Here is a 26,996-nt window from a genome sequence, read left to right as displayed (position 1 = left end):
CAGCGTGAAAGATGAAGGATAGTGACAGCCTGAGGCAATACAGCGGCTACGTCAAACTCACTTACTGCCAGTGTCGCGTGGTTTGCGCAGGACTTCATCAATTTTGGGTTTATCTATCGGCCCGCTGATATGGTAACGCAGCACGGAAATTTTGCTCCACAGCGGCCCGAGTACCTTACTGGCGGCAAAGACCGCGGCACCAATCACCGGGTTCACCGCAAAGGCCGTGGCTACGCCGACGGTGGCCGAAATCTCCGGTGCCACCACGGCTTCCATATCAATCTGCCGCTGCACCAGATCAACCTTACCTTTCATGGCAATATCAGCCTCGAGCCCGTCCACCAGCAGGTTATCGGTGTGCATCACACCGTTTTCAATCCACGCCGTACCGTTAACAGAATCAAAGTAGAAGCCCTGACTGAAGGTGTCGCTAAAATCGAGGCGCAACTTACGCAGCAGCGAGTCGAAGCTGACCAGACGCAGAAGCTGTCCGGCCCGCCCGGTTGAGACATCAGCTATCTGTCCGGCACCAAGATGCGATTTTAACACGCCGCTTAGCGAGGCTTCCGACGGCTGCCAGGGAGCAGACTGCCAGTGCAGGTCATACTCAAACTTAAACGGTGAGTCGCGCAGCGGTGAGCTGACGCCGAACCAGTTCGTTGCATCATCAATTTTTTTGCCACTTAGCACGCCTTTCAGTGACGTCCGCTGCTGGCCCGGCTGGTTCACCCATTCGCCGTTAACGGTCAGCTTTGCATTACCGCTATCAATCAGCCCGTTCTCTAACTTCAGCGTATCACCGGACGGCGTCAGCGCCCCCCTGATGTGGCCAAACTTCTGGCCACGCAGCCAGCACTCCTCACAGTTCAGCCGCAGCGCAGGCCAGCGGCTAAAGTTCACCGCACTGGCATCCGTCGGCAGGGGTGAAGACGTCCCTTTGCTGTCCCACTGCGGGTTGTAATAAAGGTATTTCAGGTTAGCCAGCCACGGACCTTTCTGTTGGGTGACCAGAGAACCGCTGATGGTCTTGCCCTCAACGCTGGCAGTCATCTCGCCGGCGACACTCTGAGTCAGGGTGGCGGTAAGATCTTCCCACTGCTGACCGGCCAGCGTCAGTGACGGGGTATGTACGCGGATATTGCCCGGCAGCATGGTCGTGCCAGATTCCCCCCCCCCGCCGATGCCGGTCCCCGCCCCCAGCAGGCCAAGCCAGGCCTCACCGTCAAGGGCAGGTAGATTGAGCACCATTCCGCTGTGATCTGGCAGCGCCGGGGTCTGTTTCGCATCGTTTTCCCAGATGCCCCGGTCAACCTTCAGCTGCTTTTCCAGCAGCCAGCGGCTGTTAAACCGGTGGCGATCGCCGACCGAACCACTCACCTCAACGCTGTTCAGGTTGCCTTTTGCCATAACCTTAACCGGAAGCGCGCTACCGCTCTTTTTATCCAGCGGTGCAGGTAAGTGACTGCTCACACTCTTCAGATCGCCTTCGATATTAATCTGATAACGGGCTCCCCCCGTATGCGGTAATGTCACCAGCACGTTGCTCTGCCACGGCAGGTTACCGCCCAGCTTTTTACGCACAGCCTCCGGGAGAGCGGTCATTGTGCCTGGCTGCCAGTCTGCATTGAGATCCACACCGATTTGGTACTCTTTTTCACCTTCACGGGTGTTAAAACTGACGCCGACGGGCTGGCCAAACCAGCGCGCGGTCATGGCATCGCTTTTCAGGTCGCCGTTATCGTAGGTAAAGTGCCCGGTCAGCGCGTCAAATTGGGTATCGAGCGGCCTAATCAGCAGCGAGTTATGTGCAAAATTCACATCGCCCGTCGCCCGGACGTCCTTGCCATCCAGCGGTATATCGAGATGTAAGCGACCACTAACATCCCCGCCGATTTGCAGCTCATCAAGCGCCGCGCCTAACGAAGATTTTAGCGGAGACTGATTAAAGTAGTCGCGGATCTGCGGCCCACCGCCGCTGATCTCGCCGTCAATAATCAGTTTCTCCTTCAGATAGTCAGGGATCACGGCCGAAATGTTATGGCCGTTAACCTCCCCCAGCTTAATCTCTGCCGCGCGCATCCACAGGCCGTTATTCGCGAAGTCGAGGTCAATATTCAGGTTTTCCAGCGCAGGCCAGCCGGGTTCAAACTCATAGGTTGCCTGACGCAGCGGCACGGCGACTTCAAACATGCCGTCATTATGTTTGAACGGAAACTGCTGCGGATCACCGGCAAAAAGCAGCGTCGCATTCTGTACCTGTCCGCCTCTCAGCGCCCCGCTGAGGTAGTCCGTTAGCGACGTCCCCATCAAAGGTTCCGGGAAATAGCGCCAGGCATCACCGGCATGAGTCAGGTTAATGCCAGCGAGAATATCAAGCTGGGGCGGCTGATCTTTCGCCTGCCGGTAGCGGAAGTCGCCGCGCGCCCACAGTGAGCGAGCCTGAACGTCAAGCTGCTGCCCGGAAAGTGTCAGCCCCTGCTCACCGTACTGCCAGCTGATGGCGCCCGTAGCCCGGGCGATCTCCAGCGGAGCACGGAACATATCGCCGTAGGGCAGGGTCGCCTGATGCAACGTGAACGCCATGCGCCCGTCGGCCACGCCGCCCGCCAGCGTCCCGTTAAAATGCTCCATGCCCGGCACAATTTTCCACTGCTGCCAGCTCAGATCCCGCCACTGCGCCTGGAAGCGCGTCCGTTCCGGCTGCTGAAGGGGCACATCCAGCGCCAGCGCATCAAGTTGGCCGCGCGGCTGCAAAGAACGCCAGTTTCCCAGCAGTTGAGGAGAGAGTTTGGCAAACAGTGGGATCAGCGGTTCAAGACGCTCAAGATCAATATCGGTCGCCCTCACCCGCACTTCCTGACTGTGATCAGGGCCTGGCAGTTGTGGGTTTTCCGGCAGCCACAGCAGGGAGAACTGCCCGTGCGGCCAGGGTTTGCCGTCGGTAATAAACCGCGTTTGCGGGACGCTGATATTCCAGCCGCCGTTAAAACGGCTGACGTGCGCCGTGAGGTTATCCACGCTGAGGTGGTGTGGTTGTCTGTCACCGAGCCAGTTAGCCCCCCCTTTTTTCAGCCAGACATCGCCGCCGTGTATATCGCCGTTTTCGACGCTCATCCAGGCCGCGAGGCTGAAGCGGGCACTTTCCAGACTGGTATTATCGCGCATCCACTGCCCCAGCCAGGGCTTCACATCCACATCATCGGCCTGCATCCAGACCCGTCCGGTACTGAGGTAACCGTTTTTGTCGCTGAGATCCAGCCGCAGCTGCACTACGCCATGCTGGCCGGTAAAGCTGGACAGGCTGACCAGTCCTTCCGCACGGTGTCGGGTTTCTTCATTCAGCCAGGAGAGCTGGGGAATGGCCAGCGTGGCACGCTGGCCGGACAGCGTGACAAAACTGATTTGGCTGTCGCGGAGGTCGAAATGGTCAAACTGACGCAGGAAGAGATCGTTCAGCCGTTCCGTTTGAAAATCTGGCTGTTGTTTATTGCCACCCGTAAGCGGCGTGTTGGTCACCAGATTAAGCTGCCAGAAGGTCAGATCGCGAAACTGCCAGCGCAGGTGCAGGAGAGACTGCCAGACATCCAGTGCCAGCGTGACACGCTGTATTTCCAGCCCACCGCCATCGGGGAAGTCCGCCTGAATATCTTTTATTTCCAGGCGCGGGCCAAAATTTTCCCACCGACCTTCAAGGGAACTGGCCTCTATCTTTAGCCCCGCAGCAGCAGAAACCTGCTCAAGAATGGGCGTGCGCCAGCTATTCATGTGTGGCATCAGCAGACGTAAGCCACTAACCAATAGCGCAGTCACCACAACCAATGTTGCGCCTGTTAGTAGCAAAATTCTGGGCAATTGCCTCACACACCTCTCCTTGTCTTCCGCTGCAACGGATAGTCAGTCACTAAAAATCGGTTGGTTGTCCCGCAAGCAAGACCCGACAAGGCAGTTCAAGCCGTTATTTTCAGTTTACCCCAACTTAGTACGCTTTATTAGCGTATAACCGGGATAAACACGCTGCAATTACATCATGACCACGTCAAATTGTTCCTGCGTATAAAGCGGCTCAATTTGTACTTTTACCTGTTTGCCGACAAAGATTTCCACCTCAGCCAGCGCGTGAGATTCGTCACTCTTCAGGGCTTCTCCCACGGATGGAGAGGCATAAACCAGGAAACGATCGGAGTCATAGGCATGATGCACACGCACGATCTCGCGCATAATCTCGTAGCAGACGGTCTCCACCGTTTTGAGCGTGCCACGTCCTTTGCAGACCGGGCAGTCCTGGCAGAGGACATGCTCAATACTTTCGCGTGTGCGTTTACGCGTCATCTCAACCAGCCCCAGCTGCGAGAAGCCGTTGACCCCGGTTTTCACCCGGTCTTTGCTTAACGCCTGATCCAGTGAGTGCAGCACGCGCCTGCGGTGCTCATCGTTATTCATATCGATGAAATCAATGATAATGATACCGCCAAGATTACGCAGGCGCAGCTGGCGGGCAATGGCCTGCGTCGCTTCAATATTAGTATTGAAGATGGTTTCTTCAAGATTGCGGTGGCCGACAAATGCCCCGGTATTGATATCAATGGTGGTCATGGCTTCGGTCTGATCGATGATCAAGTACCCGCCTGACTTCAGTTCGACTTTGCGATCGAGCGAACGCTGGATCTCATTTTCCACATCGAACAGATCAAAAATAGGCTGCTTTCCGGTGTACAGCTCCAGCTTCGCGGTCATCTCTGGAATATATTCACCGGTGAACTCCACCAGATGCTCAAAGGTCTGACGTGAGTCAATGCGAATACGGTCCAGTGCGGCACCGGCAAAGTCGCGCAGGATGCGTTGCGACAACGCAACCTCGCCATACAGACGACAGCGGGTCTGATTGCGTTTCTTACGCTCAATCACTTTGGTCCACAGGCGCTTCAGAAAGGCTGCATCAGACGCCAGCTCATCTTCACCCACACCCTCTGCGGCCGTGCGGATAATATAGCCACCCAGCTCATCACAGTAGCCCGCCACCACCGCTTTCAGGCGATCGCGCTCGGCTTCACTTTCAATGCGCTGTGAGACGCCCACATGTGAAGCTCCCGGCATAAAGACCAGATAGCGTGACGGCAAAGTAATATCGGTCGTCAGTCGCGCCCCTTTGGTACCCAGCGGATCTTTCACCACCTGTACCATCAGATCCTGCCCCTGGCGCACCAGTTCGGAGATATCGCGCACGATAAAGTTTTTCTTTTCGTCGCGCGCGACGCATTCGGTGTGCGGCATGATATCGGACGCGTGCAGAAACGCGGCTTTTTCCAGACCAATATCCACAAACGCGGCCTGCATGCCGGGAAGGACACGGCTGACACGGCCTTTATAAATGTTACCGACAATGCCGCGACGCGCTTCACGCTCGATGTGGATTTCCTGCAAAATGCCACCGTCGATGTAAGCCACACGGGTTTCTGACGGCGTAATATTCACCAGTAATTCAGCTGTCATTTTGGCCTCTCACTTCACGCAGCGACTGGAAGTGGCTAAACAGTTCGGCTGTTTCCACCAGAGGCAGTCCCACAACCGCGTGATAGCTTCCGTTAATTTTTCTGACAAAGTTGCCGCCCAACCCCTGAATGCCATAAGCCCCGGCTTTATCCATAGGCTCACCGCTGGCAATATAATTCGCAATGTCTTCTGGCGTTAAGGTGCGGAAGGTCACCTCGGTGACGACAAGACATTCCAGCGTTCGCTGGCGGTCAGCCAGGGCAACGGCCGTCATCACCTCATGGGTCTGGCCGGAGAGCATGCTCAGCATGGCGGTGGCCGACTCAGCATCGGCGGGTTTTTCCAGCACTTGGTTATTGAGGACCACAATCGTATCCGCCCCCAGTACCGGGAGATCCCTTTCTGCCACGGCCACACCGGCCCGGGCTTTATCCCGCGCCAGACGGCGAACATACTGCTCTGCCGTTTCGCCAGGCAAACGCGTCTCTTCGACCTCGTTAGCGAGGCGTTCGAAAGTCAGGCCCAGCTGCGTCAGCAGTTCGCGACGTCGTGGCGAGCCAGAAGCCAGATACAGGGAAAGCATAATTGTCCTTTATTGTACGGCGAACTGGCGGCGGATTTTTCTCATCAGTAAGAACAGCCAGGGCCAGAGAATACCGTCAACGACGCTACTCCAGAATATTTCCGGACGGAAGGAGACGTTAATCACCAGGAACTCAGACCAGAACACAATGACATCCATCGCCAGGGACAGCACCATCACCATCAGGGCCTGCTGCCACAACGCCAGATTACGAAAGAGCTGAAATTTAAATGCCACCAGATAGGCAACAATGCTGAACGCCAGAGCGCGGACGCCGAGCGTCGAACCCGAAATAAGATCCATTATAGATCCCATCACAAATCCGCTCCCGACATTCACCCGGTGCGGCAGCGCCAGCACCCAGTAGATCAGGATCAGCAACAGCCATGACGGACGGTACATCAATAACTCTTCCGGCCAGGGCATAATTTGCAGCACAAGAGCGACAAGGAAAGAGAGCCAAATCACCCAACGCCCGTGGCTGCGGTAGCTACTCAAGGCTGGCCCCCGCGCACGGCACGCTGGCGGACAGGTGCAGCACCCGTTTCCGGAGCCGTTGCCCCCGCAGCCGGGGCAGAGGTTGTCGTCGGAGGAGCCGGAGGCCCAACCATTTCGCTGGCGCGGGGTAGTACCTGCGGCATCATCTGCATCAGACGTTCGTTAGCGACACGATGGACTTCGTCCGGGGCCATCGGCATGGAGCCATTGCGATCCGCGCCCCACAGCAGCAGCAGATAGCGCAGACGCTGAAGACCGGCAGTAGGTCGGGCCTGAATAACGGTGTAAGCACGCTGTGTATCCACCTTCACAGAGGAAACAACAGCAACAGGATATCCTTCCGGGAAACGTCCCCCCAAGCCGGAGGTCACCAGCACGTCGCCGACGCGAATGTCGGTATTACCCGGCAGATGTTCAAGCTGCAGATCTTCGGTACACCCGTTACCGGCGGCAATCACGCGGATATCATTACGCAGGACCTGGATCGGCAGGGCGTGGGAAGCATCGCAGATCAGCAGTACGCGGCTGGTGATTTTTCCTACCGCCACAACCTGACCCACCACGCCTTTATCACTGATCACCGGCTGGCCTTCGTAAACGCCGTTAACGCTGCCTTTGTCGATGACGACCTGGTCGGTGTAAGGATCGGTGCCCGTAGAGATCACCTGAGTCACCATTTTTTGCTCGTCCTGACGCAGCGGTGAACCCAGCAGCTCACGCAGGCGGGCATTCTCTTGCTTGAACTGACCCAACATCAAGAGTTCGCTGTTTTTCAGTATCAGCTCACGGTGTAAGGCTTTGTTTTCCAGTTCGATCTGCTGGCGGGAGGCCAATGTTTCAGAAACATTGTCCAGAATTTTACGCGGCCCGTTGGCCAAAAAATAGAATGGACTGACTGCAGTGTCCATATAGGTGCGGATCTGGGAGAAAGCCCCCATTCGACTGTCGGCAACAATTACGCCTATTGCCACTATAACCGCTAAAAATAAGCGTAACTGCAGGGAAGGTCCCCTGCTGAACATCGGCTTCATAAACTCGGCGTTTTCCTCGACAACATGAAAAAGGAGTGCGGGCAGCGCCCCGGCACTCCTTCAGGCAGATTATTCTTCGCTGAACAAATCGCCGCCGTGCATGTCAATCATTTCCAACGCTTTACCACCGCCGCGTGCAACGCAGGTCAGGGGATCTTCTGCGACGACAACAGGGATACCGGTCTCTTCCATAAGCAGACGATCAAGGTTACGCAACAGTGCGCCACCCCCCGTCAACACCATACCGCGCTCTGAGATATCAGACGCCAGCTCTGGTGGGCACTGCTCCAGTGCGACCATGACCGCGCTCACGATACCGGTTAACGGCTCCTGCAGCGCTTCCAGAATTTCGTTGGAATTCAGTGTAAAACCACGCGGAACCCCTTCCGCCAGGTTACGGCCGCGCACTTCTATCTCGCGGACTTCGTCACCCGGATAGGCGGAACCGATTTCGTGTTTGATACGCTCTGCGGTGGCTTCACCAATCAGAGAGCCGTAATTACGGCGCACATAATTAATGATCGCTTCATCGAAGCGGTCACCACCGATACGTACGGAAGAGGAGTAAACCACGCCATTTAGCGAGATCACCGCGACTTCCGTAGTACCGCCACCGATATCCACGACCATGGAACCGGTTGCTTCAGATACCGGCAGGCCAGCACCGATAGCGGCGGCCATCGGCTCTTCAATCAGAAACACTTCGCGCGCACCGGCACCCTGTGCCGATTCACGGATGGCACGACGCTCAACCTGGGTCGCTCCCACGGGCACACACACCAGCACGCGCGGACTTGGGCGCATAAAGCTGTTGCTGTGGACCTGCTTGATAAAGTGCTGCAGCATTTTTTCGGTCACAAAGAAGTCGGCAATAACGCCATCTTTCATTGGGCGAATAGCTGCGATATTGCCGGGCGTACGCCCCAGCATCTGTTTTGCGTCATGACCGACTGCCGCTACGCTCTTTGGGGAGCCGGCACGATCCTGACGGATAGCAACGACGGAAGGCTCGTTCAGCACAATGCCCTGCCCTTTCACGTAAATCAGGGTATTGGCTGTACCCAGGTCGATGGACAAGTCGTTGGAAAACATGCCACGGAATTTTTTAAACATACTAAAGGATAATCCTGCAAGCTGGGGGCGGAAAATAAAATCCGCTTACTTTACCAACCACACGAAGCAGCGACAAGGCGCAAAAACGTTCTGCTCCGGTGAAAAATCATGCTATCTCGCGCCAGCGTCACAACCTGGTCTGCAGATGGCGCCGCAGACGCCAGTAATCAGGCGTTCTGCACGGGTTTTGGACAATCTGGCGGACATAACATACATAAACATTAACAGTTCAGTTTCGCCTCGGCCGGCGAGAAAGCCGCTTCGAACCACTATCGCCCGGGTATTCTACGTGAAAACCTGGCTGACGTGAGACTAAACTCGATATCTTTGCGAATATTTTTTCACGCTGCTGTCCACCGGCTGCGAGGGCGCGAAAAAGTCGCCCTGTCCCCCGGTAACACCCAGCTCCACCAGCGTTTGCCACTCTTCGCGTGAGCGAACACCAGCGGCAAAAACCTGGGTAGAAGTCTGCTTACTACTTTCAAGCAGGCTCTGCACAAACAACTGGTTCTCAGTGCGACGGTTGATATTACGCACCAGACCAGGATGAAGCTTGATCAGCCGCACCTGGAACTGCTTGATATACGCCGTACTGACCACGGTCAGACCCGCCTGATTGACCACTACGCTACAGCCGAAACCATAGAGTAATCGGAACACCGGCTCTAAACGGCTGATGTGTTGACACACATCCGCTTCCGCAAGTTCAAATAAAATACGTTTTCTTTGTGATTTAGTGCACTGGAGCAAGCTGTCGCGCAGCCAGTTCTGGAAGGAACGCTGCAATAAAGCATCCAGTGTCAGGGGGATAGCCAGCGTTTCCTCCGGCCACAGCGCGATCAACGCCAGGATACGCTTGACCATCTGACGGTCATAGCGTTCGGCCAACCCCAGCTGCTGCATCATGGGCAGATACTCCGCCGCCAGCAGCTCTTTTTCACCGTCGAAGATGCGCGGCATCATTTCGCGGTGATAGACCTCGCCTTTCGCGTTCACCGCAGGTTTCTGATAGAGCCTTGGCCCGCCACGATTCAGGGTATTTTCCAGTAAAGTGCGCCACTTCACGCTGCCGCGCGCAAAGTCCTGCTGCGCCCCTTCTCCCACTGACCAGTTATTCCCCCCCTGCAGCGTGGCCTGACGGGTTGCCAGTTCGGCATTTTCCATCACTTGCTGGGTGGTCTGGCCGCTGTGCCAGCCGCTGATGCCGATATGGATCATGTCTTCGCGATCCACCATTCGCGTGGAGGGCAGGGTATCAACCGCTTTGATCAGCTGTGAAGCGATACTGTCGGCATCTTTCACGCTGCGGTGCGGCAACAGCACCGCAAAATCACTGCGAAAATAACGTGCCAGTAAAGCCCCCGGATAGCGCAGCACAAACGTCGACAGCATATTGACCAGCGCAAACAGATACTCCTGTACCTGGGCGTGGCCCCAGCGTTCGCGCAGGGTATCGAAGTCCGGCAGGCGGATGATCATCACCATACCGTGTGTGCCTACGGCCTCAGGATCTTCCAGCAGCGTGGTGAGCTGGTTATCAAAAAACAGGCGGTTATTCAGGCCGGTACGGGCATCCTGTGCCGCAAAGGAACGGATCAGCGTATCAATACGGTTGTGCTGCTCACCGGCCTCTTTTAAGTCGGCCAGCAGCAGGTCAATGGCGCTGCTGGCTTTCGCGGGCCACTCGTGGACAGAGCCGGGCCTGACGGTCAGGCGTTCCCCCTTGATGATGGCACCTGCCCGCTCCTCAAGGCGCTCCATACCCTGCAGCTGTCGGTTAAGCCAGCGGCGGGCCTGGAAGAGCAGCAGAGTCATAATCACCACGACGCCCAGCATCAGCGACAGGCTGGTTGTACCGATTAAGGAGGAAAACCAGGTACGGGTTGAATCGACCCACTGGACACGCAGCGTCATCTCAGGGTGCCGGGAGAGAGGGAGGTGCATTTCGCGGTAGCGATTGGGTTCATCATCCAGCAGCGGCTGCTGACGGCGGGTCACCTGAAAAAGACGCTTACCGCCCTGCTCCATCACGATATGTTCGATTTGCAGGGGATTCATCACATGGCTGAGCCACTGCTCAATCTGTTGGGGTGACTGAGTCTGTAACGCCGTATCAACATCGTCAGCCATCCGCTGGATCCGATGTTCTGCCCTCTGATTGCTGAGGTAAAAGAAACTGAGCACACTGCCCACCAGCATCAGTAACATGGCCAGTGAACACAGCAGGGTAATAATCGCAGAGAGCTTGGTGGTTAATCGCATCCTTGTGCCCATATAGCTGCGGTAGTCGGGACATCATTAACAACGAACCGCAACCGTATTGTTAATGACCAGATAAAAGCCTTTGCCGGTAAGCGCCGGTGGAGAAAAATACCACACCCCACCGTCCGATTGCTTGCCCGGCGTCAGATAAAACCGGATTTTGAGGAGTATAGTCCCGTTAAGTCCTATTTTAATTAATACCCCCACTATTTCAGGAGATTCTCATGCAGGCACTGGTTCTGGAGCAGGCAGAAGGTATAACCACCGCGACCGTGAAGATGATAAGCGCAGACAGCCTCCCCCCAGGCGAGGTGACCGTCGATATCGACTGGTCCGGCATTAACTATAAAGATGCCCTGGCGATCACCGGAAAGGGAAAAATTATCCGCCAGTTCCCGATGGTGCCGGGCATCGACTTCGCCGGTAAAGTGCATACCAGCAGCGATCCCCGTTTCCACAGTGGTCAGCAGGTACTGTTAACCGGTTGGGGCGTAGGTGAAAATCATTGGGGGGGGCTGGCCGAACAGGCGCGGGTTAATGCTGACTGGCTGGTCCCCATGCCGGAAGGCATGGACGGGCGCAAGGCGATGATTATCGGCACGGCCGGTTTTACTGCCATGTTGTGTGTCATGGCGCTGGAGGAAGGCGGTATTACGCCAGAGAGCGGTGAGGTGCTGGTGACGGGTGCCAGCGGGGGCGTTGGGAGCACTGCCGTGGCGCTGCTCAGTGCGTTGGGTTATCGCGTGGTTGCCGTCAGCGGGCGCGAGTCCACTCATGATTATCTGCTTCAGCTCGGCGCACAGGCGGTGCTGCCGCGCAGTACGTTTAGCGCGGAATCCCGGCCGCTGGAAAAGCAGCGCTGGGCCGGAGCCGTGGATACCGTGGGCGATCGGGTGCTGGCGAGCGTACTGGCGCAGATGAATTACGGCGGGGTGGTAGCGGCGTGCGGCCTGGCTGGTGGCTTTGCCCTGCCCACCAGCGTAATGCCGTTTATCCTGCGCAACGTTCGTCTGCAGGGTGTGGATTCGGTAATGACGCCGGCACCGCGCCGTCGTGACGCCTGGAAGCGGCTGGTAAAAGCCCTGCCCCCCGCATTTTATCAACAGGCGACGACAGAGGTTCCCCTGACCGAAGCGGCCTCCGCCGCCGAAAAACTGCTGAATAACCAGAGCACCGGGCGCACGCTGGTACGCATCCGCTGATCCCGGCCTGCCCCGGCCTGACGGCAGGGGCAGGCATCCAGGAAATTTCACATTTTTCGCCCATAATTAGCGTATTGTCCGGCTCTGCGCCATGCTCAACATTATTACCCCACCAAGTGCAAGGGTCGCCGATGAAAGCCATTAATAAACTGACTGAAAATGATGTCACGCCGGAAAGCATTTTTAATACCCGCCGCAGAACGCTGCTCAAGACCCTTGGCCTGAGCGCTGCGGCCCTTTCACTGCCGACCGCGGCCCGCGCGGATGTGCTGTCCTGGTTTAAAGGCAACGACCGTCCCCCGGCCCCGGCGGGCAAGCCTCTCGATTTCACCAAGCCGTCGCAGTATCAGTCTGACCTCGCCCTGACGCCGGAAGATAAAGTCAGCGGCTATAACAACTTCTACGAATTCGGACTGGATAAAGCCGATCCGGCCGCTAACGCCGGCACGCTGAAAACGACCGACTGGAAAATAGAGATTGGCGGCGAAGTGGGAAAACCCATGACGCTGGATATGGATGATATTTTTAAGCGCTTCCCCCAGGAACAACGCATCTACCGTATGCGCTGCGTGGAAGCCTGGTCGATGGTTGTCCCGTGGATTGGCTTTGAGCTGGGTAAGTTACTTAAGGCGGCTGAACCCACCAGCAATGCCCGTTATGTGGCCTTCCAGACGCTGTATGCCCCGGACCAGATGCCCGGCCAGCAGGATCGCTTTATCGGCGGAGGCCTGGATTACCCTTATGTTGAAGGACTGCGACTGGATGAAGCAATGCACCCGTTGACGCTCCTAACCACCGGCGTTTACGGTAAAGCGCTGCCTCCGCAAAACGGGGCACCGATCCGCCTGACCGTTCCCTGGAAATACGGTTTTAAAGGCATCAAATCGATTGTCAAAATCACTCTCGTTAAAGATATGCCGCCCACGACCTGGAATCAGCTTGCCGGCAATGAATACGGTTTCTTTGCCAATGTGAATCCGCATGTCGACCATCCGCGCTGGTCGCAGGCAACGGAACGTTTTATCGGCTCAGGCGGTATTCTGGATGTGAAACGACAGCCTACCCTGCTGTTTAATGGCTATGCCGACCAGGTGGCTTCTCTTTACCGTGGGCTCGATCTGCGGGAGAACTTCTGAGATGGTCCGCCTGTCGCTGAAACAGATTACGGGCTTAAAAGTGCTACTGCACCTGGCGGGTTTTTTGCCGCTGCTGTGGTTGCTGCTGTCGATCGATCAGGGCTGGTTCAGCACCGACCCGGCAAAAGATATCCAGCATTTCACCGGCAGAATGGCGCTGAAGTTTTTGCTGGCCTCTCTGACCGTGACACCACTGGCACGCTACGGTAAACAGCCACTGTTGATCCGCGTACGCCGCCTGCTGGGCTTATGGTGTTTTGCCTGGGCCACGCTCCACCTGGTGAGCTATTCCCTGCTGGAGCTTGGGATCAGCAACCTTGGCCTGCTGGGATCGGAGCTGATCTCACGTCCTTACCTGACACTCGGGATTATTTGCTGGGCGATCCTGCTCCTGCTGGCCGCCACCTCCTTCCAGCGTGCGCAGCGTAAACTGGGGAAAAAATGGCAGACGTTGCATAATGCCGTCTATCTGGTGGCCATACTGGCACCGGTTCATTATCTCTGGTCCGTCAAAACCCTGTCGCCCCAGCCGTGGATTTATGCGTTAATTGCCGGGATCTTGCTGGCATGGCGATACAAAAAACTGCGTAAATGGTTGCCTGGCCGCAGCCGATAACTGTGTCCTGCCCCGCATCTTCAGCAATCAACTACGCCTTTTTTCCCTGGCGTGGTTGATCATCTTCGCTGATACGACCAGTATTTAGCTGCTAATTGCGTTGATATCATTATAATGCCCGACTTCATACGGTTGCTTTCGTCAAATTTCATCTGAAAAGGTGACAAACCGGCGTTTGCGATGTATTTTGTGCGATGCCTTTATTATCGCAGGAGATAGCAGCAAGATGACCGACAAGTTGCACGTACTGCTTTTGAACGGCCCCAACCTCAACATGCTGGGGACCCGTGAGCCTGAAAAGTACGGTCATAGCACGCTGGCAGATATTGTCAGCGATCTGACCGCGCAGGCGAATGCGCTGAACGTCACTTTGAGCCATCTCCAGTCAAATGCGGAATATGCGCTCATCGATCGCATACATGAGGCAAAAGGCAATGTCGATTATATCGTCATTAACCCGGCGGCATTTACCCACACCAGCGTGGCACTGCGTGACGCGCTGCTGGCAGTGAACATCCCGTTTATCGAAGTTCATCTGTCAAACGTTCATGCCCGTGAGCCCTTTCGCCATCATTCGTATCTTTCTGATATTTCTGCCGGCGTGATCTGTGGACTTGGCGTCGACGGTTATTCCTGGGCTTTACAGACGGCAGTTAAACGCCTGTCACCATCTAATTAAACAGAGTACGGAACCACACTCATGGATATTCGTAAGATTAAAAAACTGATCGAACTGGTTGAAGAATCAGGCATCGCTGAACTGGAAATCTCTGAAGGCGAAGAGTCTGTTCGCATCAGCCGTGCACCGGTTAACGTCGGTTACCCGATGATGCAGCAGGCCTATGCGGCGCCAATGATGCAGCAGCAGCCAGCACTGGCTAATGCCGTTGCTCCGGCTACCGCTCCGGCAATGGAAGCGCCTGCCGCTGCTGAGATCAGTGGCCATATCGTACGTTCCCCAATGGTTGGTACTTTCTACCGTACCCCAAGCCCGGATGCGAAAGCCTTCGTGGAAGTGGGTCAGAAAGTTAACGCCGGTGATACCCTGTGCATCGTTGAAGCGATGAAAATGATGAACCAGATCGAAGCCGATAAATCCGGCATTGTGAAAGCGATTCTGGTCGAAAGCGGTCAACCTGTTGAGTTTGACGAGCCGCTGGTAGTCATCGAATAACGAGGCGAGCCATGCTTGATAAAATTGTAATTGCTAACCGTGGTGAAATCGCGCTGCGCATTCTCCGCGCCTGTAAAGAACTGGGCATCAAAACGGTTGCCGTGCACTCTACGGCTGACCGTGACCTGAAACACGTGCTGCTGGCTGATGAAACCGTGTGTATTGGTCCGCCACCGTCAGTGAAAAGCTACCTGAATATCCCGGCGCTGATTTCAGCCGCTGAGATCACCGGGTCAGTCGCGATTCACCCTGGCTACGGCTTCCTGTCTGAAAATGCTGACTTTGCCGAACAGGTAGAGCGTTCTGGCTTTATCTTCATCGGACCGAAAGCCGACACCATCCGCCTGATGGGCGATAAAGTGTCCGCGATTACCGCGATGAAGAAAGCCGGTGTTCCGACCGTGCCAGGCTCTGACGGCCCGTTAACCGAAGACATGGATAAAAACCGTGCCTTCGCGAAACGTATCGGCTATCCGGTGATCATCAAAGCCTCTGGCGGCGGCGGTGGTCGTGGTATGCGCGTCGTACGCGGCGACAAAGACCTGGAACAGTCCATCAACATGACGAAAGCGGAAGCCAAAGCGGCTTTCAATAACGACATGGTGTACATGGAAAAATACCTGGAAAACCCACGCCATATCGAAATTCAGATTTTGGCTGACGGTCAGGGCAACGCTATCTATCTGGCAGAACGTGACTGCTCTATGCAGCGCCGTCACCAGAAAGTTGTGGAAGAAGCACCTGCACCGGGTATTACTGAAGAGATGCGTCGCTACATTGGCGAACGCTGCTCGAAAGCCTGTATTGATATCGGCTATCGGGGTGCAGGTACCTTCGAGTTCCTGTACGAGAACGGTGAGTTCTACTTTATTGAGATGAACACCCGCATCCAGGTTGAACATCCGGTGACCGAGATGATTACCGGCGTTGACCTGATCAAAGAACAGCTGCGCATTGCAGCCGGTCAGCCGCTGTCAATCAAGCAGGAAGAAGTGATCATTCGCGGTCATGCGGTGGAATGCCGTATCAATGCCGAAGATGCCAACACCTTCCTGCCAAGCCCCGGCAAAATCACCCGCTTCCATGCACCTGGTGGCTTTGGTGTGCGCTGGGAGTCTCATATCTACGCAGGCTATAGCGTGCCGCCGTACTATGACTCGATGATTGGCAAACTGATTACCTTTGGCGAAAACCGTGATGTGGCCATTTCACGCATGAAAAATGCGCTGGCTGAGCTGATCATCGACGGGATTAAAACCAATATCGAACTGCAGATGAAAATCATGTCAGACGAGAACTTCCAGCACGGTGGCACTAATATCCACTATCTGGAGAAAAAACTCGGCCTGCAAGAGAAGTAATTAGCCGCTGTTCAGTGGGCCTGTATCGTCAGGCCCACTTTTCTCTGCCCCCATTCCGCTACTTTTGCAAGATATCGCTGGGCAAATGCGCATCCTGTCGTAAAATTCCCTTCTTTTTATCTGTCCTTGTCGTAACCCTGAGGGAGAAACGGATGGAAAAACGCTTTCTGCAAGCACACCGTGAAGCACGCTGGGCCTTCTGGCTGGCGGTGGCTTACCTTGCCTGTTGGGCGCTGTCGGGCTGGCTGCCGGATGATAAACCCGGTATGACCGGTCTGCCGCACTGGTTTGAAATGGCCTGTCTGCTGGTACCGGGTGTGTTTATTTTTCTTTGCTGGCTGATGGTTCGCGTCATCTTCCGCGATATCTCCCTGGAGGACGACGGTGAAGCTTGACATTATTTTGCCTCTGATTGGCTATCTGCTGCTGGTCGCCGGCCTCTCTGTTTATGCCATGCGCCAGCGCCGTGAGGGCAGTTTCCTGAGTGAGTATTTCCTCGGCAGCCGCTCAATGGGTGGCTTCGTACTGGCCATGACCCTGACCACCACCTATATCAGCGCCAGCTCGTTTATTGGCGGCCCCGGAGCGGCCTATAAATACGGTCTGGGCTGGGTGCTGCTGTCGATGGTGCAGGTGCCCGCCGTCTGGCTGTCGCTGGGTATCCTTGGCAAGAAATTTGCCATTCTGGCCAGACGCTATAATGCCGTCACCCTCAACGATATGCTGTATGCGCGCTATCGCAGTCCGCTGCTTGTATGGCTGGCCAGCATCAGCCTGCTGGTGGCCTTTATCGGTGCCATGACCGTGCAGTTTATTGGTGGTGCACGCCTGCTGGAAACGGCCGCCGGCATTCCTTACAACACCGGGCTGCTGATCTTTGGCGTCTCTATCGCGCTGTATACGGCGTTTGGCGGCTTCCGCGCCAGCGTACTCAACGATGCCATGCAGGGGCTGGTGATGCTGGCAGGCACCTTCCTGTTACTGTTCGCTGTCATTCAGGCGGCAGGCGGAATGCACCAGGCAGTCGAAACCCTGCAACACATCGATCCGCAGCTGGTGTCGGCTACTGGCGTGGATGATATTCTCTCCCCCACGTTCCTGGCCTCTTTCTCGGTGCTGGTCTGCTTCGGCGTCATCGGTCTGCCGCACACGGCGGTACGCTGCATCTCCTATAAAGACAGCAAGGCCGTGCATCGGGCGATCCTGCTGGGTACCGTGGTGGTGACAGTGCTGATGTTTGGTATGCACCTCGCAGGTGCCCTGGGACGGGCGGTGATCCCGGACTTAGCGATCCCGGACCAGGTGATCCCAACGCTGATGATCCATGTTCTGCCGCCGCTGGCAGCCGGGATCTTTCTTGCCGCGCCGATGGCGGCGATCATGTCCACCATCAATGCCCAACTGCTACAATCGTCGGCAACGATCGTTAAAGATCTCTATCTGCGTATGCGGCCGCATCAGCTGGATAATGAGCCGCTGCTCAAACGTCTCTCCTCGCTGGTGACGCTAATTCTGGGCCTGCTGCTGCTGGTGGCTGCCTGGAATCCACCAGAGATGATTATCTGGCTCAACCTGCTGGCCTTTGGCGGGCTGGAAGCGGTGTTCCTCTGGCCACTGGTGCTGGGGCTGTACTGGGAGAAAGCCAACGCGGCGGGCGCACTGAGCAGCATGATGACAGGTGCAGCCTGTTACACCCTGCTGGCCACCCTGTCGCTGCAACCCTGGGGTTTCCACCCGATCGTACCGGCCCTGCTTCTTAGCCTGCTGGCCTTTATTATTGGCAATCGTTTTGGCCATTCTGACCCTGTCACGACGACTGCCTCCCCCCTGATTGATGGAAGAGATTGAAAATGCCCTGGATACAAATGAAGTTGAATACCACCGGTGCGCAGGCTGAAGACCTGGGCGACGCACTGATTGAAAACGGCGCGGTGTCGGTCACTTTCCAGGACACCCACGACAACCCGGTCTTTGAACCGCTGCCGGGCGAAACCCGTTTGTGGGGAGATACTGACGTGATTGGGCTGTTTGATGCCGAAACTGACATGCCGGGAGTGATTGCCGGCCTTGAGCATCACCCGCTGTTAGGCACCGGTTTTCATCATAAAATCGAGCAAATTGAAGACAAAGACTGGGAGCGCGAGTGGATGGATAACTTCCATCCGATGCGCTTCGGCCAGCGTCTGTGGATCTGCCCGAGCTGGCGTGACGTTCCCGATCCTGCGGCCGTCAACGTGATGCTGGACCCCGGTCTGGCATTTGGTACCGGCACTCACCCGACGACCTCGCTGTGTCTGACCTGGCTGGATGGTCTCGATCTGACGGGTAAAACCGTGATCGACTTCGGCTGTGGTTCCGGTATTCTCGCCATTGCCGCCCTGAAACTCGGTGCCGCTGCCGCTATCGGTATTGATATCGATCCGCAGGCCATTCAGGCCAGCCGTGACAATGCACAGCGCAACGGCGTGTCCGAGCGTCTGTCGCTCTATCTGCCACACGAGCAGCCAGATAATCTCAGTGCTGACGTGGTGGTAGCAAATATCCTTGCCGGCCCGCTGCGTGAACTGGCACCGCTGATTAGCGTCTTGCCGAAAAATGGCGGCCATCTCGGCTTGTCCGGGGTTCTCGCCAGCCAGGCAGAGAGTGTGTGTGAAGCCTATGCGGATACCTTTACACTGGATCCGGTGGCGGAAAAAGAAGAGTGGTGCCGCATCACCGGAATTCGTCGTTAAAATAAACCGCTGATGCAGCCCAGATAAGCTGCATCAGCCCGTTCATCACGTCATATGTCTCGAATAACAGGCAAACTGACGTGATTTATGTTGCTAACTGGGTCACAAAAAAAGAAAAATCTTTGTACACAATTTCGTCATATTTTTTTAATTCATTGTTTTATATGACTATTAAATAAATACCCCTGACGAGTACGGTGGTTCCTTGATCGGCATCAGCGGATTGTTCAAAGTTTGGCCTTTCATCTTCCTGAAAAAATGCGTAATATACGCCGCCTTGCGGACACACTATGGTCACTTTTTTTTCATGCGCATAGGAAATCACCAGCTTCGTAATCGTTTGATTGCAGCCCCGATGGCCGGGATAACAGACAGGCCATTCAGGACCCTTTGCTATGCAATGGGCGCTGGTATGACTGTTTCCGAGATGATGTCGTCAAACCCTGAAGTCTGGGGCAGCGATAAGTCGCGGTTGCGTATGGTACACAGTGACGAACCTGGTATTCGTACCGTGCAAATTGCCGGTTGTGACCCGGAAGAGATGGCGGCAGCCGCACGCATCAATGCAGCATCAGGTGCGCAGGTGATCGACATCAATATGGGTTGTCCCGCTAAAAAAGTGAATCGCAAGATGGCAGGCTCCGCGCTGCTGCAACATCCTGAGCTGGTGAGGTCTATCCTCCTGGCTGTGGTGAATGCAGTCGACGTACCGGTCACCTTAAAGATTCGCACTGGCTGGGACAGCGACAACCGCAACTGTGTAGAGATTGCACAATTGGCTGAGCGTTGTGGTATTCAGGCCCTGACAATTCACGGACGCACTCGCGCGTGTTTGTTCAACGGCGAAGCTGAGTACGACAGCATTCGGACAGTTAAGCAGAACGTATCCATTCCGGTTATCGCGAATGGAGACATTACTGACCCGCACAAAGCCAGAGCCGTACTTGACTATACGGGGGCTGATGCCCTGATGATAGGACGGGCGGCTCAGGGAAGACCGTGGATCTTCCGGGAAATCCAGCACTATCTGGACACTGGGGAGCTGCTGGCACCGATGCCACTGGCTGAAGTAAAGCGCTTGCTCATCGGGCACTTACGGGAACTGCACGACTTTTATGGTCACCGCAAAGGATACCGTATTGCCCGAAAGCACGTCTCCTGGTATCTGCAGGAGCACGCCCCAAACGACCAGTTTCGGCGCACATTCAACGCCATAGAGGATGCCAGCGAACAGCTGGAGGCGTTGGAGGCATACTTCGAAAATCTTGCGTAATTAGAAATAAAGAGCTGACAGAACTATGTTCGAACAACGCGTAAATTCTGACGTACTGACCGTATCTACCGTAAATTCACAGGATCAGGTGACCCAAAAGCCACTTCGTGATTCGGTCAAACAGGCACTGAAGAACTATTTTGCTCAACTGAATGGTCAGGATGTAAATGATCTGTATGAGCTGGTACTGGCTGAAGTAGAACAGCCTCTGTTGGACATGGTGATGCAATACACCCGTGGCAACCAGACCCGTGCAGCCCTGATGATGGGCATCAACCGCGGTACACTGCGTAAGAAACTGAAAAAATACGGCATGAACTAATAGCCTCTGGCTATCATGTTGTATCTAAAGCGCTTATCCCTATGGTTTAAGCGCTTTTTTATTGATAACGTATCGCAACGGGCGATGCGCTTGTTCCACAGTCAGAGAGCAGGAGACCCAGGCAACGCCTGATAGGAAACTTCCCATCCATCTTTCCCTGTGTAACGAGTAATCTGTGTGCCTTTACATAAGATGGAGGTACTTCCGCTGAAAAACCTCACCGATTTGACCGCAGTACGCACTCCCTTACGAATGTAAATTCTGGTCAAGAACAGAATGTGAGTAAACCATAGTCCTGAACGGGTGTCTGATTGAGTGTATCGCAGCTGACTTTCCTCACTTTGCGTTACAGGTCCCGCCCTTAATGTCTGAATGAGTAAATATGAAGCAGCCACAAAAATTCCAGAGGAGCTTTTTACGTCCGCGCTACTGGCTCACCTGGTTTGGTGTCAGCGTGTTATTTCTGCTGGTCCAACTGCCCTATCCCGTGCTGAACAAATTGGGCACCTGGATGGGACGTACTTCCATGCGCTTTATGAAGCGCCGTGTTTCCATTGCCCGCCGTAACCTTGAACTCTGTTTCCCGGATATGGATGAGCAGCAGCTTGAACGTTGTATTGTCGGGAATTTTGAATCTCTCGGCATGGGCTTGCTGGAAACCGGCATGGCATGGTTCTGGTCCGATCGCCGGGTGAAACGCTGGTTTACCGTTAACGGTCTGAATAATCTGAAAGCCGCCCAGACGGATGGCAAGGGAGCCCTGATTATCGGCGTACACTTTATGTCGCTGGAATTAGGCGGACGTGCGATGGGCCTCTGCCAGCCGATGATGGCGATGTACCGCCCGCACAACAATAAACTGATGGAGTGGGTGCAGACCAAAGGCCGTATGCGTTCGAACAAAGCGATGATTAATCGCCGCGATCTGCGCGGTATGGTACAGGCCCTGAAGCAGGGTGAAGCGGTATGGTTTGCACCGGACCAGGACTACGGTCCGAAAGGCAGCGTATTTGCGCCGCTGTTTGCCGTACCGGAAGCCGCAACCACCAGCGGTACCTGGATGCTGGCACGCATGGCAAAGCCTGCACTGATCACCGTCGTGCTGATCCGTAAGGAAGACGGCAGCGGTTATGAGTTGGTGATCCAGCCCGAACTGAAGGATTATCCGATTGAAAGTGAGCAGGAAGCAGCCGAATACATGAACCGGGTTATTGAACGCGAGATTATGCGTGCGCCCTCCCAGTACATGTGGCTACACCGCCGCTTTAAGACCCGTCCTGCCGGAGCCAGTTCCCTGTACTGATCGCGGTATTAAAGTATAACCCCTGTTCTCTTCCCCACCAGCGCCTGATGGCGCTGGTCTTCGCAACAAAATTTACACTTAAATAACAAATCTGCAACCATCCTCACATTGCTTCCATATAGTGAAACTAAATGCACTATTTGTGACCATCATGACTATTTTTGCCCCTTCCTGGTGCGCGATATTAATACAGCTTGTAATAAACCTCCCATTATCAGTAACGCTTTTCAACAAATTCAGCGCTCTGCAAATCTGGCATTGCCTTTGCAAAGCAGTGAATGGCCTCCGGCCACAGACAGGAAAAGTGCACCAGAGCGTGCACTAAACATAACAATATAAATCCGCCACACAGGATGCTTTATGAAAAAGATGATGCTCTCCACGATGATTGCCGCCGCTACGCTGTTTAGCCTGGCGAATCAGGCTCATGCAGGTACGACACTGGATGCCATTAAAAAGAAAGGATTCGTGCAGTGCGGTATCAGTGACGGTCTTCCGGGTTTCTCATATGCCGATTCCAACGGCAAGTTTACCGGCATCGATGTGGATGTTTGCCGTGCAGCGGCAGCGGCGGTATTTGGTGATGCTACGAAGGTAAAATATACCCCGCTGACCGCGAAAGAGCGTTTCACTGCGTTGCAGTCCGGCGAGGTCGATATTCTTTCGCGTAATACCACCTGGACTTCCTCCCGCGACGGCGGCATGGGCTTCATCTTTGCTGGCGTAAACTATTACGACGGTATCGGCTTCCTGACCCACCAGAAGGCAGGCCTGAAAAGCGCCAAAGAGCTGGATGGGGCCACCGTGTGTATCCAGGCCGGTACCGATACCGAGCTGAACGTGGCGGACTACTTTAAAGCGAACAAAATGCAGTACACGCCGGTCACCTTTGACCGTTCTGATGAGTCAGCTAAGGCACTGGATACTGGCCGTTGCGATACGCTGGCTTCCGACCAGTCTCAGCTGTATGCACTGAGAATCAAGCTGGGTAAACCGAGTGAATTCATCGTCCTGCCAGAAGTGATCTCGAAAGAGCCTCTGGGCCCGGTTGTGCGTCGCGGTGATGATGACTGGTATACGATTGTTAAGTGGTCGCTGTTCGCCATGCTGAACGCGGAAGAGATGGGCATTACCTCTAAAAACGTGGATGAGATGACCGCGAAGCCCTCAACACCAGATATGGCGCACCTGCTGGGCGCAGAAGGCGACTTCGGCAAAGACCTGAAGCTGGACAACAAGTGGGCTTACAACATTATCAAACAGGTGGGCAACTATCAGGAGGTGTTTGACCGTAATGTCGGTAAAGACAGCCAGCTGAAAATTGCACGCGGTCAGAATGCACTGTGGAACCAGGGCGGTATTCAGTACGCGCCACCAGTACGTTAATTCCCTTGATTACAGGGCACCGGTCTGCCGGTGCCCATGCCAGAATTTTCGTCACTGAGGTCTCACCATGTCTCAACGCCCAACCGTAAAAAGGGATTTTTCATTCAGTAATCCTGCGGTTCGCGCCTGGCTTTACCAGATCATTGCGATAGTCGCAGTGCTTGCCGTTGCGGGTTACCTGATACACAACACCATCATTAACCTGGCCAACCGGGGCATTACATCCGGTTTTAGTTTCCTTGAACGTAGTGCTGGCTTTGGTATCGTCCAGCATCTGATCGATTACACTGAATCCGATACTTACGCTCGCGTGTTCCTGGTCGGGCTGACAAATACTCTGCTGGTTTCTGCGTTGTGTATCGTCTTTGCGTCCTTGCTTGGCTTTTTTATCGGGCTGGCACGCCTGTCTGACAACTGGCTGCTGCGCAAGCTGTCCAACATCTATATTGAGACGTTCCGTAATATCCCTCCGCTGTTGCAGATCTTCTTCTGGTACTTTGCGGTATTACGTAATCTGCCGGGTCCGCGCCAGGCACTTAATGCTTTTGACCTTGCCTACGTCAGTAATCGCGGTCTGTATATTCCGTGGCCTGAATATGTGCCGGGTACCGGGCCATTCCTGGCCGCCCTGGTGCTGGCGCTGCTCATCGCCTGGGGAGTGTTTCGCTACAACAGGCAGCATCAGTTGAAAACCGGTCAGCTACGACGGACGTGGCCCGTGGCCATCGCGATGCTGGTCGTGTTTCCTCTGATAGCAACACTGTTTGCAGGTCGCCCGATGCACTGGGATATTCCGGAACTGCGTGGCTTCAATTTCCGCGGCGGATTCGTGCTGATCCCGGAGCTGGCAGCATTAACGCTGGCGCTGTCGATTTACACGTCGTCATTTATTGCCGAAGTTATCCGTTCCGGGATCCAGTCTGTGCCGCACGGACAGCATGAGGCTGCGCGTTCTCTCGGTTTACCTCATCCAGTCACCCTGCGCCAGGTGATCATTCCGCAGGCCATGCGGGTGATTATCCCTCCGCTGACCAGTCAGTACCTCAATATCGTCAAGAACTCCTCGCTGGCCGCAGCGATTGGGTATCCCGATATGGTGTCTCTGTTTGCCGGTACAGTGCTGAATCAGACGGGTCAGGCCATTGAGACCATTGCTATCACTATGGGTGTCTATCTCATTATCAGCCTGTCGATTTCGCTGTTAATGAACATCTACAACCGCAAAATCGCCCTTATTGAGCGCTAAGAGAACGGATTATGACGATAACCACTCATGAAACGCCCGCAGTCGTCCCGAACACGCTGTCGCGTGCCGTTGGATGGGCAAGAAAAAATCTGTTCTCCAGTATCGGTAACACCCTGCTGACGCTGTTTTGTCTGTGGGTGATATGGGCCGTTATCCCTCCGGCGCTAAACTGGCTGGTGTTTCAGGCGAACTGGTTGGGTGAAACCCGTGCAGACTGTACAAAGGACGGCGCATGCTGGGTGTTTATTCATGCACGCTTTGGCCAGTTTATGTATGGCTTATATCCCCATGAGCTCCGCTGGCGCATCAACCTGGCACTGATCATTGGCCTGGTGTCAATTGTTCCGATGTTCCTGAAACGCCTGCCGCGCCGGGGAACCTATATCGCTGCCTGGGCGGTGATCTACCCGGTTACCGTCTGGTTCCTGCTTTATGGTGGCTTCCTCGGGCTCGAGCGTGTTGAAACGCGCCAGTGGGGCGGACTGACCCTGACCCTGATTATTGCCTCAGTGGGTATTGCCGGGGCATTACCCCTCGGCATCCTGCTGGCTCTGGGTCGGCGCTCCCGCATGCCGGTGCTCCGCACGCTGTGCGTTCTGTTTATCGAATTCTGGCGTGGTGTACCGTTGATCACCGTTCTGTTTATGTCATCGGTGATGCTGCCGTTGTTTATGGCAGAAGGCAGCTCCATCGATAAGCTTATCCGCGCGCTGGTCGGTGTCATCCTCTTCCAGTCGGCCTACGTCGCCGAAGTGGTGCGTGGCGGGCTTCAGGCTCTGCCGAAGGGACAGTATGAAGCTGCTGAGTCACTGGCACTGGGCTACTGGAAAACACAGGGGCTGGTGATCCTTCCTCAGGCGTTGAAAATGGTGATCCCTGGTCTGGTTAACACCATCATTGCTTTGTTTAAAGACACCAGCCTGGTGATCATCATCGGCCTGTTTGATCTCTTCAGTAGCGTGCAGCAGGCCACCGTCGATCCCGCCTGGTTGGGCATGTCGACCGAGGGCTATGTATTCGCTGCGTTGGTCTACTGGATTTTCTGTTTCAGCATGTCGCGCTACAGCCAGTATCTGGAAAAGCGCTTTAACACCGGGCGTACGCCGCACTGAGGTTTAAAATGACGCAAATTATTACCCCAACTGACGACGCAATGATGATTACGCTCGAAAATGTGAATAAGTGGTACGGACAGTTTCACGTCCTGAAAGACATTAACCTCAAGGTTAAGCCCCGGGAGCGTATCGTACTCTGCGGCCCCTCTGGGTCTGGAAAATCTACCACCATCCGCTGTATCAACCACCTTGAGGAGCACCAGCAGGGGCGTATCGTCGTCGACGGGACGCTTCTTAACGACGATCTGCGTAATATTGAACGCGTTCGTACTGAAGTGGGTATGGTCTTTCAGCACTTTAATCTTTTCCCTCACCTTAGTGTGCTGCAGAACTGTACCCTGGCGCCAATCTGGGTACGTAAGACACCGAAGAAAGAAGCGGAAGAGCTGGCGATGCATTACCTGGAGCGCGTACGTATTGCCGAACATGCGCATAAATTTCCAGGACAGCTCTCCGGCGGCCAGCAGCAGCGCGTGGCCATTGCGCGTTCGCTGTGTATGAAGCCGAAAATTATGCTGTTCGATGAACCCACTTCAGCGCTCGACCCGGAAATGGTGAAAGAAGTGCTCGATACCATGATTGGCCTGGCAGAAGATGGCATGACCATGCTGTGCGTTACCCACGAAATGGGTTTTGCCCGTACCGTAGCAGACCGGGTGATCTTTATGGATCGCGGAGAGATCGTTGAAGAAGCTCCACCACAGGAGTTCTTTGCCAATCCTAAGTCTGAACGTACCCGAGCGTTCCTGTCACAGGTGATCCACTAGTATACGTGACTGACAGCAGCAAAAAGCCCCGGCCATCACTGGCCGGGGCTTTTTTTATATTCGTATTTCAGGGTATTAGCAGGCACCGTTAAGCGCTGGCCGAAAACAAAAAGAAAAAAGCCCCGCACTTTCGTACGGGGCTTTCGTCTTTATTTGATGCCTGGCAGTTCCCTACTCTCGCATGGGGAGACCCCACACTACCATCGGCGCTACGGCGTTTCACTTCTGAGTTCGGCATGGGGTCAGGTGGGACCACCGCGCTAAAGCCGCCAGGCAAATTCTTGATTTACCGAACTCACGCTTTATTACTGGTGCTGATACCCAGAGTCGAACTGGGGACCTCACCCTTACCAAGGGTGCGCTCTACCAACTGAGCCATATCAGCA

Annotated in this window: 23 protein-coding genes, 1 tRNA gene and 1 rRNA gene; 16 read left to right on the top strand and 9 right to left on the bottom strand. The window is 55.0% G+C overall.

Annotated elements, in window-relative coordinates; translation table 11 throughout:
* Positions 1–57: 57 nt before the first annotated feature.
* The 7 genes from yhdP to csrD all read right to left on the bottom strand — a co-directional run bounded on the left by yhdP (position 58) and on the right by csrD (position 10,977).
* Positions 58–3,861, bottom strand: a complete 3,804-nt coding sequence (gene yhdP / locus ACZ3HG_RS07640) for an AsmA2 domain-containing protein YhdP (RefSeq protein WP_465332628.1) — start codon at positions 3,859–3,861, stop codon at positions 58–60.
* 159 nt (positions 3,862–4,020) lie between these two features.
* Positions 4,021–5,490: a ribonuclease G gene (rng, locus tag ACZ3HG_RS07635; protein WP_191934981.1), complete on the bottom strand. Its 1,470-nt coding sequence runs from the start codon at positions 5,488–5,490 to the stop codon at positions 4,021–4,023.
* Positions 5,480–6,073, bottom strand: a complete 594-nt coding sequence (locus ACZ3HG_RS07630) for a Maf family protein (RefSeq protein ID WP_191934980.1) — start codon at positions 6,071–6,073, stop codon at positions 5,480–5,482. Before ACZ3HG_RS07630 ends, rng begins: the two co-directional genes overlap by 11 nt.
* Positions 6,074–6,082: 9 nt before the next feature.
* Positions 6,083–6,571 carry a rod shape-determining protein MreD gene (mreD, locus tag ACZ3HG_RS07625; protein ID WP_062744512.1) on the bottom strand — a complete coding sequence of 163 codons (489 nt, stop codon included), beginning with the start codon at positions 6,569–6,571 and terminating at the stop codon, positions 6,083–6,085.
* Entirely contained in the window at positions 6,568–7,602 is a 1,035-nt protein-coding gene (gene mreC, locus ACZ3HG_RS07620) for a rod shape-determining protein MreC (protein WP_191934979.1), read from the bottom strand. The genes mreD and mreC overlap by 4 nt, the downstream gene beginning before the upstream one ends.
* 69 nt (positions 7,603–7,671) lie before the next feature.
* Positions 7,672–8,715 (bottom strand): rod shape-determining protein MreB, encoded by a 1,044-nt coding sequence (mreB, locus tag ACZ3HG_RS07615; RefSeq protein ID WP_003855260.1) that lies wholly within the window; start codon positions 8,713–8,715, stop codon positions 7,672–7,674.
* A gap of 312 nt (positions 8,716–9,027) precedes the next feature.
* Positions 9,028–10,977: an RNase E specificity factor CsrD gene (csrD, locus tag ACZ3HG_RS07610; RefSeq protein ID WP_191934978.1), complete on the bottom strand. Its 1,950-nt coding sequence runs from the start codon at positions 10,975–10,977 to the stop codon at positions 9,028–9,030.
* 224 nt (positions 10,978–11,201) lie between these two features.
* Between csrD and acuI the strand changes: the two genes are divergently transcribed.
* From acuI to ACZ3HG_RS07530, 16 genes are all read left to right on the top strand, one after another.
* Positions 11,202–12,179: an acrylyl-CoA reductase (NADPH) gene (acuI, locus tag ACZ3HG_RS07605; RefSeq protein ID WP_191934977.1), complete on the top strand. Its 978-nt coding sequence runs from the start codon at positions 11,202–11,204 to the stop codon at positions 12,177–12,179.
* 131 nt (positions 12,180–12,310) lie between these two features.
* Positions 12,311–13,315: a protein-methionine-sulfoxide reductase catalytic subunit MsrP gene (gene msrP / locus ACZ3HG_RS07600; protein ID WP_465332624.1), complete on the top strand. Its 1,005-nt coding sequence runs from the start codon at positions 12,311–12,313 to the stop codon at positions 13,313–13,315.
* 1 nt (position 13,316) lies between these two features.
* Positions 13,317–13,931 (top strand): protein-methionine-sulfoxide reductase heme-binding subunit MsrQ, encoded by a 615-nt coding sequence (gene msrQ / locus ACZ3HG_RS07595; protein ID WP_465332622.1) that lies wholly within the window; start codon positions 13,317–13,319, stop codon positions 13,929–13,931.
* A gap of 226 nt (positions 13,932–14,157) precedes the next feature.
* Complete coding sequence (gene aroQ / locus ACZ3HG_RS07590; protein ID WP_191934974.1) at positions 14,158–14,610, top strand: type II 3-dehydroquinate dehydratase; 453 nt, start codon at positions 14,158–14,160, stop codon at positions 14,608–14,610.
* Positions 14,611–14,631: 21 nt separating this feature from the next.
* The gene (gene accB / locus ACZ3HG_RS07585; protein ID WP_062744518.1) at positions 14,632–15,105 is read left to right on the top strand and encodes an acetyl-CoA carboxylase biotin carboxyl carrier protein; all 474 of its coding nucleotides are present in this window, start codon (positions 14,632–14,634) and stop codon (positions 15,103–15,105) included.
* An 11-nt stretch (positions 15,106–15,116) separates the two neighbouring features.
* Entirely contained in the window at positions 15,117–16,466 is a 1,350-nt protein-coding gene (accC, locus tag ACZ3HG_RS07580; protein ID WP_062744519.1) for an acetyl-CoA carboxylase biotin carboxylase subunit, read from the top strand.
* A gap of 152 nt (positions 16,467–16,618) precedes the next feature.
* Positions 16,619–16,861: a YhdT family protein gene (locus ACZ3HG_RS07575; RefSeq protein WP_191934973.1), complete on the top strand. Its 243-nt coding sequence runs from the start codon at positions 16,619–16,621 to the stop codon at positions 16,859–16,861.
* Positions 16,851–18,314, top strand: a complete 1,464-nt coding sequence (gene panF, locus ACZ3HG_RS07570; protein ID WP_191934972.1) for a sodium/pantothenate symporter — start codon at positions 16,851–16,853, stop codon at positions 18,312–18,314. Before ACZ3HG_RS07575 ends, panF begins: the two co-directional genes overlap by 11 nt.
* Positions 18,315–18,316: 2 nt before the next feature.
* Entirely contained in the window at positions 18,317–19,198 is an 882-nt protein-coding gene (gene prmA / locus ACZ3HG_RS07565; RefSeq protein ID WP_465332619.1) for a 50S ribosomal protein L11 methyltransferase, read from the top strand.
* Between the two features lie 307 nt (positions 19,199–19,505).
* Positions 19,506–20,471, top strand: a complete 966-nt coding sequence (gene dusB / locus ACZ3HG_RS07560) for a tRNA dihydrouridine synthase DusB (protein WP_191935067.1) — start codon at positions 19,506–19,508, stop codon at positions 20,469–20,471.
* A gap of 25 nt (positions 20,472–20,496) precedes the next feature.
* Entirely contained in the window at positions 20,497–20,793 is a 297-nt protein-coding gene (gene fis, locus ACZ3HG_RS07555) for a DNA-binding transcriptional regulator Fis (RefSeq protein ID WP_000462905.1), read from the top strand.
* A 382-nt stretch (positions 20,794–21,175) separates the two neighbouring features.
* Positions 21,176–22,096, top strand: coding sequence for a kdo(2)-lipid IV(A) palmitoleoyltransferase (gene lpxP / locus ACZ3HG_RS07550; RefSeq protein ID WP_191934970.1), 921 nt, complete (start codon positions 21,176–21,178; stop codon positions 22,094–22,096).
* A gap of 360 nt (positions 22,097–22,456) precedes the next feature.
* Positions 22,457–23,482 (top strand): amino acid ABC transporter substrate-binding protein, encoded by a 1,026-nt coding sequence (locus ACZ3HG_RS07545; RefSeq protein ID WP_191934969.1) that lies wholly within the window; start codon positions 22,457–22,459, stop codon positions 23,480–23,482.
* Positions 23,483–23,549: 67 nt separating this feature from the next.
* Positions 23,550–24,728: an amino acid ABC transporter permease gene (locus ACZ3HG_RS07540; RefSeq protein WP_191937053.1), complete on the top strand. Its 1,179-nt coding sequence runs from the start codon at positions 23,550–23,552 to the stop codon at positions 24,726–24,728.
* 11 nt (positions 24,729–24,739) lie between these two features.
* The gene (locus tag ACZ3HG_RS07535; RefSeq protein ID WP_191934967.1) at positions 24,740–25,840 is read left to right on the top strand and encodes an amino acid ABC transporter permease; all 1,101 of its coding nucleotides are present in this window, start codon (positions 24,740–24,742) and stop codon (positions 25,838–25,840) included.
* 8 nt (positions 25,841–25,848) lie between these two features.
* The gene (locus ACZ3HG_RS07530; protein ID WP_191934966.1) at positions 25,849–26,610 is read left to right on the top strand and encodes an amino acid ABC transporter ATP-binding protein; all 762 of its coding nucleotides are present in this window, start codon (positions 25,849–25,851) and stop codon (positions 26,608–26,610) included.
* Between the two features lie 158 nt (positions 26,611–26,768).
* Here ACZ3HG_RS07530 and rrf read toward each other — a convergent pair.
* Together rrf and ACZ3HG_RS07520 are read right to left on the bottom strand one after the other, a co-directional pair.
* Positions 26,769–26,884, bottom strand: a 5S ribosomal RNA gene (gene rrf / locus ACZ3HG_RS07525).
* A gap of 35 nt (positions 26,885–26,919) precedes the next feature.
* Positions 26,920–26,995, bottom strand: a tRNA-Thr gene (locus ACZ3HG_RS07520).
* Position 26,996: the final 1 nt, after the last annotated feature.

The sequence above is a fragment of the Erwinia sp. PME.40.26/001 genome, from assembly GCF_055556675.1.
This window is presented reverse-complemented; position numbering and strand designations above follow the sequence as displayed.

Bases quoted from the DNA above. Each gene is read 5' to 3' on its own strand.
- rng (WP_191934981.1), bottom strand. From the start codon at position 5,490: ATGACAGCTGAATTACTGGTGAATATTACGCCGTCAGAAACCCGTGTG.
- ACZ3HG_RS07630 (WP_191934980.1), bottom strand. From the start codon at position 6,073: ATGCTTTCCCTGTATCTGGCTTCTGGCTCGCCACGACGTCGCGAACTG.
- mreC (WP_191934979.1), bottom strand. From the start codon at position 7,602: ATGAAGCCGATGTTCAGCAGGGGACCTTCCCTGCAGTTACGCTTATTT.
- mreB (WP_003855260.1), bottom strand. From the start codon at position 8,715: ATGTTTAAAAAATTCCGTGGCATGTTTTCCAACGACTTGTCCATCGAC.
- csrD (WP_191934978.1), bottom strand. From the start codon at position 10,977: ATGCGATTAACCACCAAGCTCTCTGCGATTATTACCCTGCTGTGTTCA.
- acuI (WP_191934977.1), top strand. From the start codon at position 11,202: ATGCAGGCACTGGTTCTGGAGCAGGCAGAAGGTATAACCACCGCGACC.
- msrP (WP_465332624.1), top strand. From the start codon at position 12,311: ATGAAAGCCATTAATAAACTGACTGAAAATGATGTCACGCCGGAAAGC.
- msrQ (WP_465332622.1), top strand. From the start codon at position 13,317: ATGGTCCGCCTGTCGCTGAAACAGATTACGGGCTTAAAAGTGCTACTG.
- aroQ (WP_191934974.1), top strand. From the start codon at position 14,158: ATGACCGACAAGTTGCACGTACTGCTTTTGAACGGCCCCAACCTCAAC.
- accB (WP_062744518.1), top strand. From the start codon at position 14,632: ATGGATATTCGTAAGATTAAAAAACTGATCGAACTGGTTGAAGAATCA.
- accC (WP_062744519.1), top strand. From the start codon at position 15,117: ATGCTTGATAAAATTGTAATTGCTAACCGTGGTGAAATCGCGCTGCGC.
- ACZ3HG_RS07575 (WP_191934973.1), top strand. From the start codon at position 16,619: ATGGAAAAACGCTTTCTGCAAGCACACCGTGAAGCACGCTGGGCCTTC.
- prmA (WP_465332619.1), top strand. From the start codon at position 18,317: ATGCCCTGGATACAAATGAAGTTGAATACCACCGGTGCGCAGGCTGAA.
- dusB (WP_191935067.1), top strand. From the start codon at position 19,506: ATGCGCATAGGAAATCACCAGCTTCGTAATCGTTTGATTGCAGCCCCG.
- fis (WP_000462905.1), top strand. From the start codon at position 20,497: ATGTTCGAACAACGCGTAAATTCTGACGTACTGACCGTATCTACCGTA.
- lpxP (WP_191934970.1), top strand. From the start codon at position 21,176: ATGAAGCAGCCACAAAAATTCCAGAGGAGCTTTTTACGTCCGCGCTAC.
- ACZ3HG_RS07545 (WP_191934969.1), top strand. From the start codon at position 22,457: ATGAAAAAGATGATGCTCTCCACGATGATTGCCGCCGCTACGCTGTTT.
- ACZ3HG_RS07540 (WP_191937053.1), top strand. From the start codon at position 23,550: ATGTCTCAACGCCCAACCGTAAAAAGGGATTTTTCATTCAGTAATCCT.
- ACZ3HG_RS07535 (WP_191934967.1), top strand. From the start codon at position 24,740: ATGACGATAACCACTCATGAAACGCCCGCAGTCGTCCCGAACACGCTG.
- ACZ3HG_RS07530 (WP_191934966.1), top strand. From the start codon at position 25,849: ATGACGCAAATTATTACCCCAACTGACGACGCAATGATGATTACGCTC.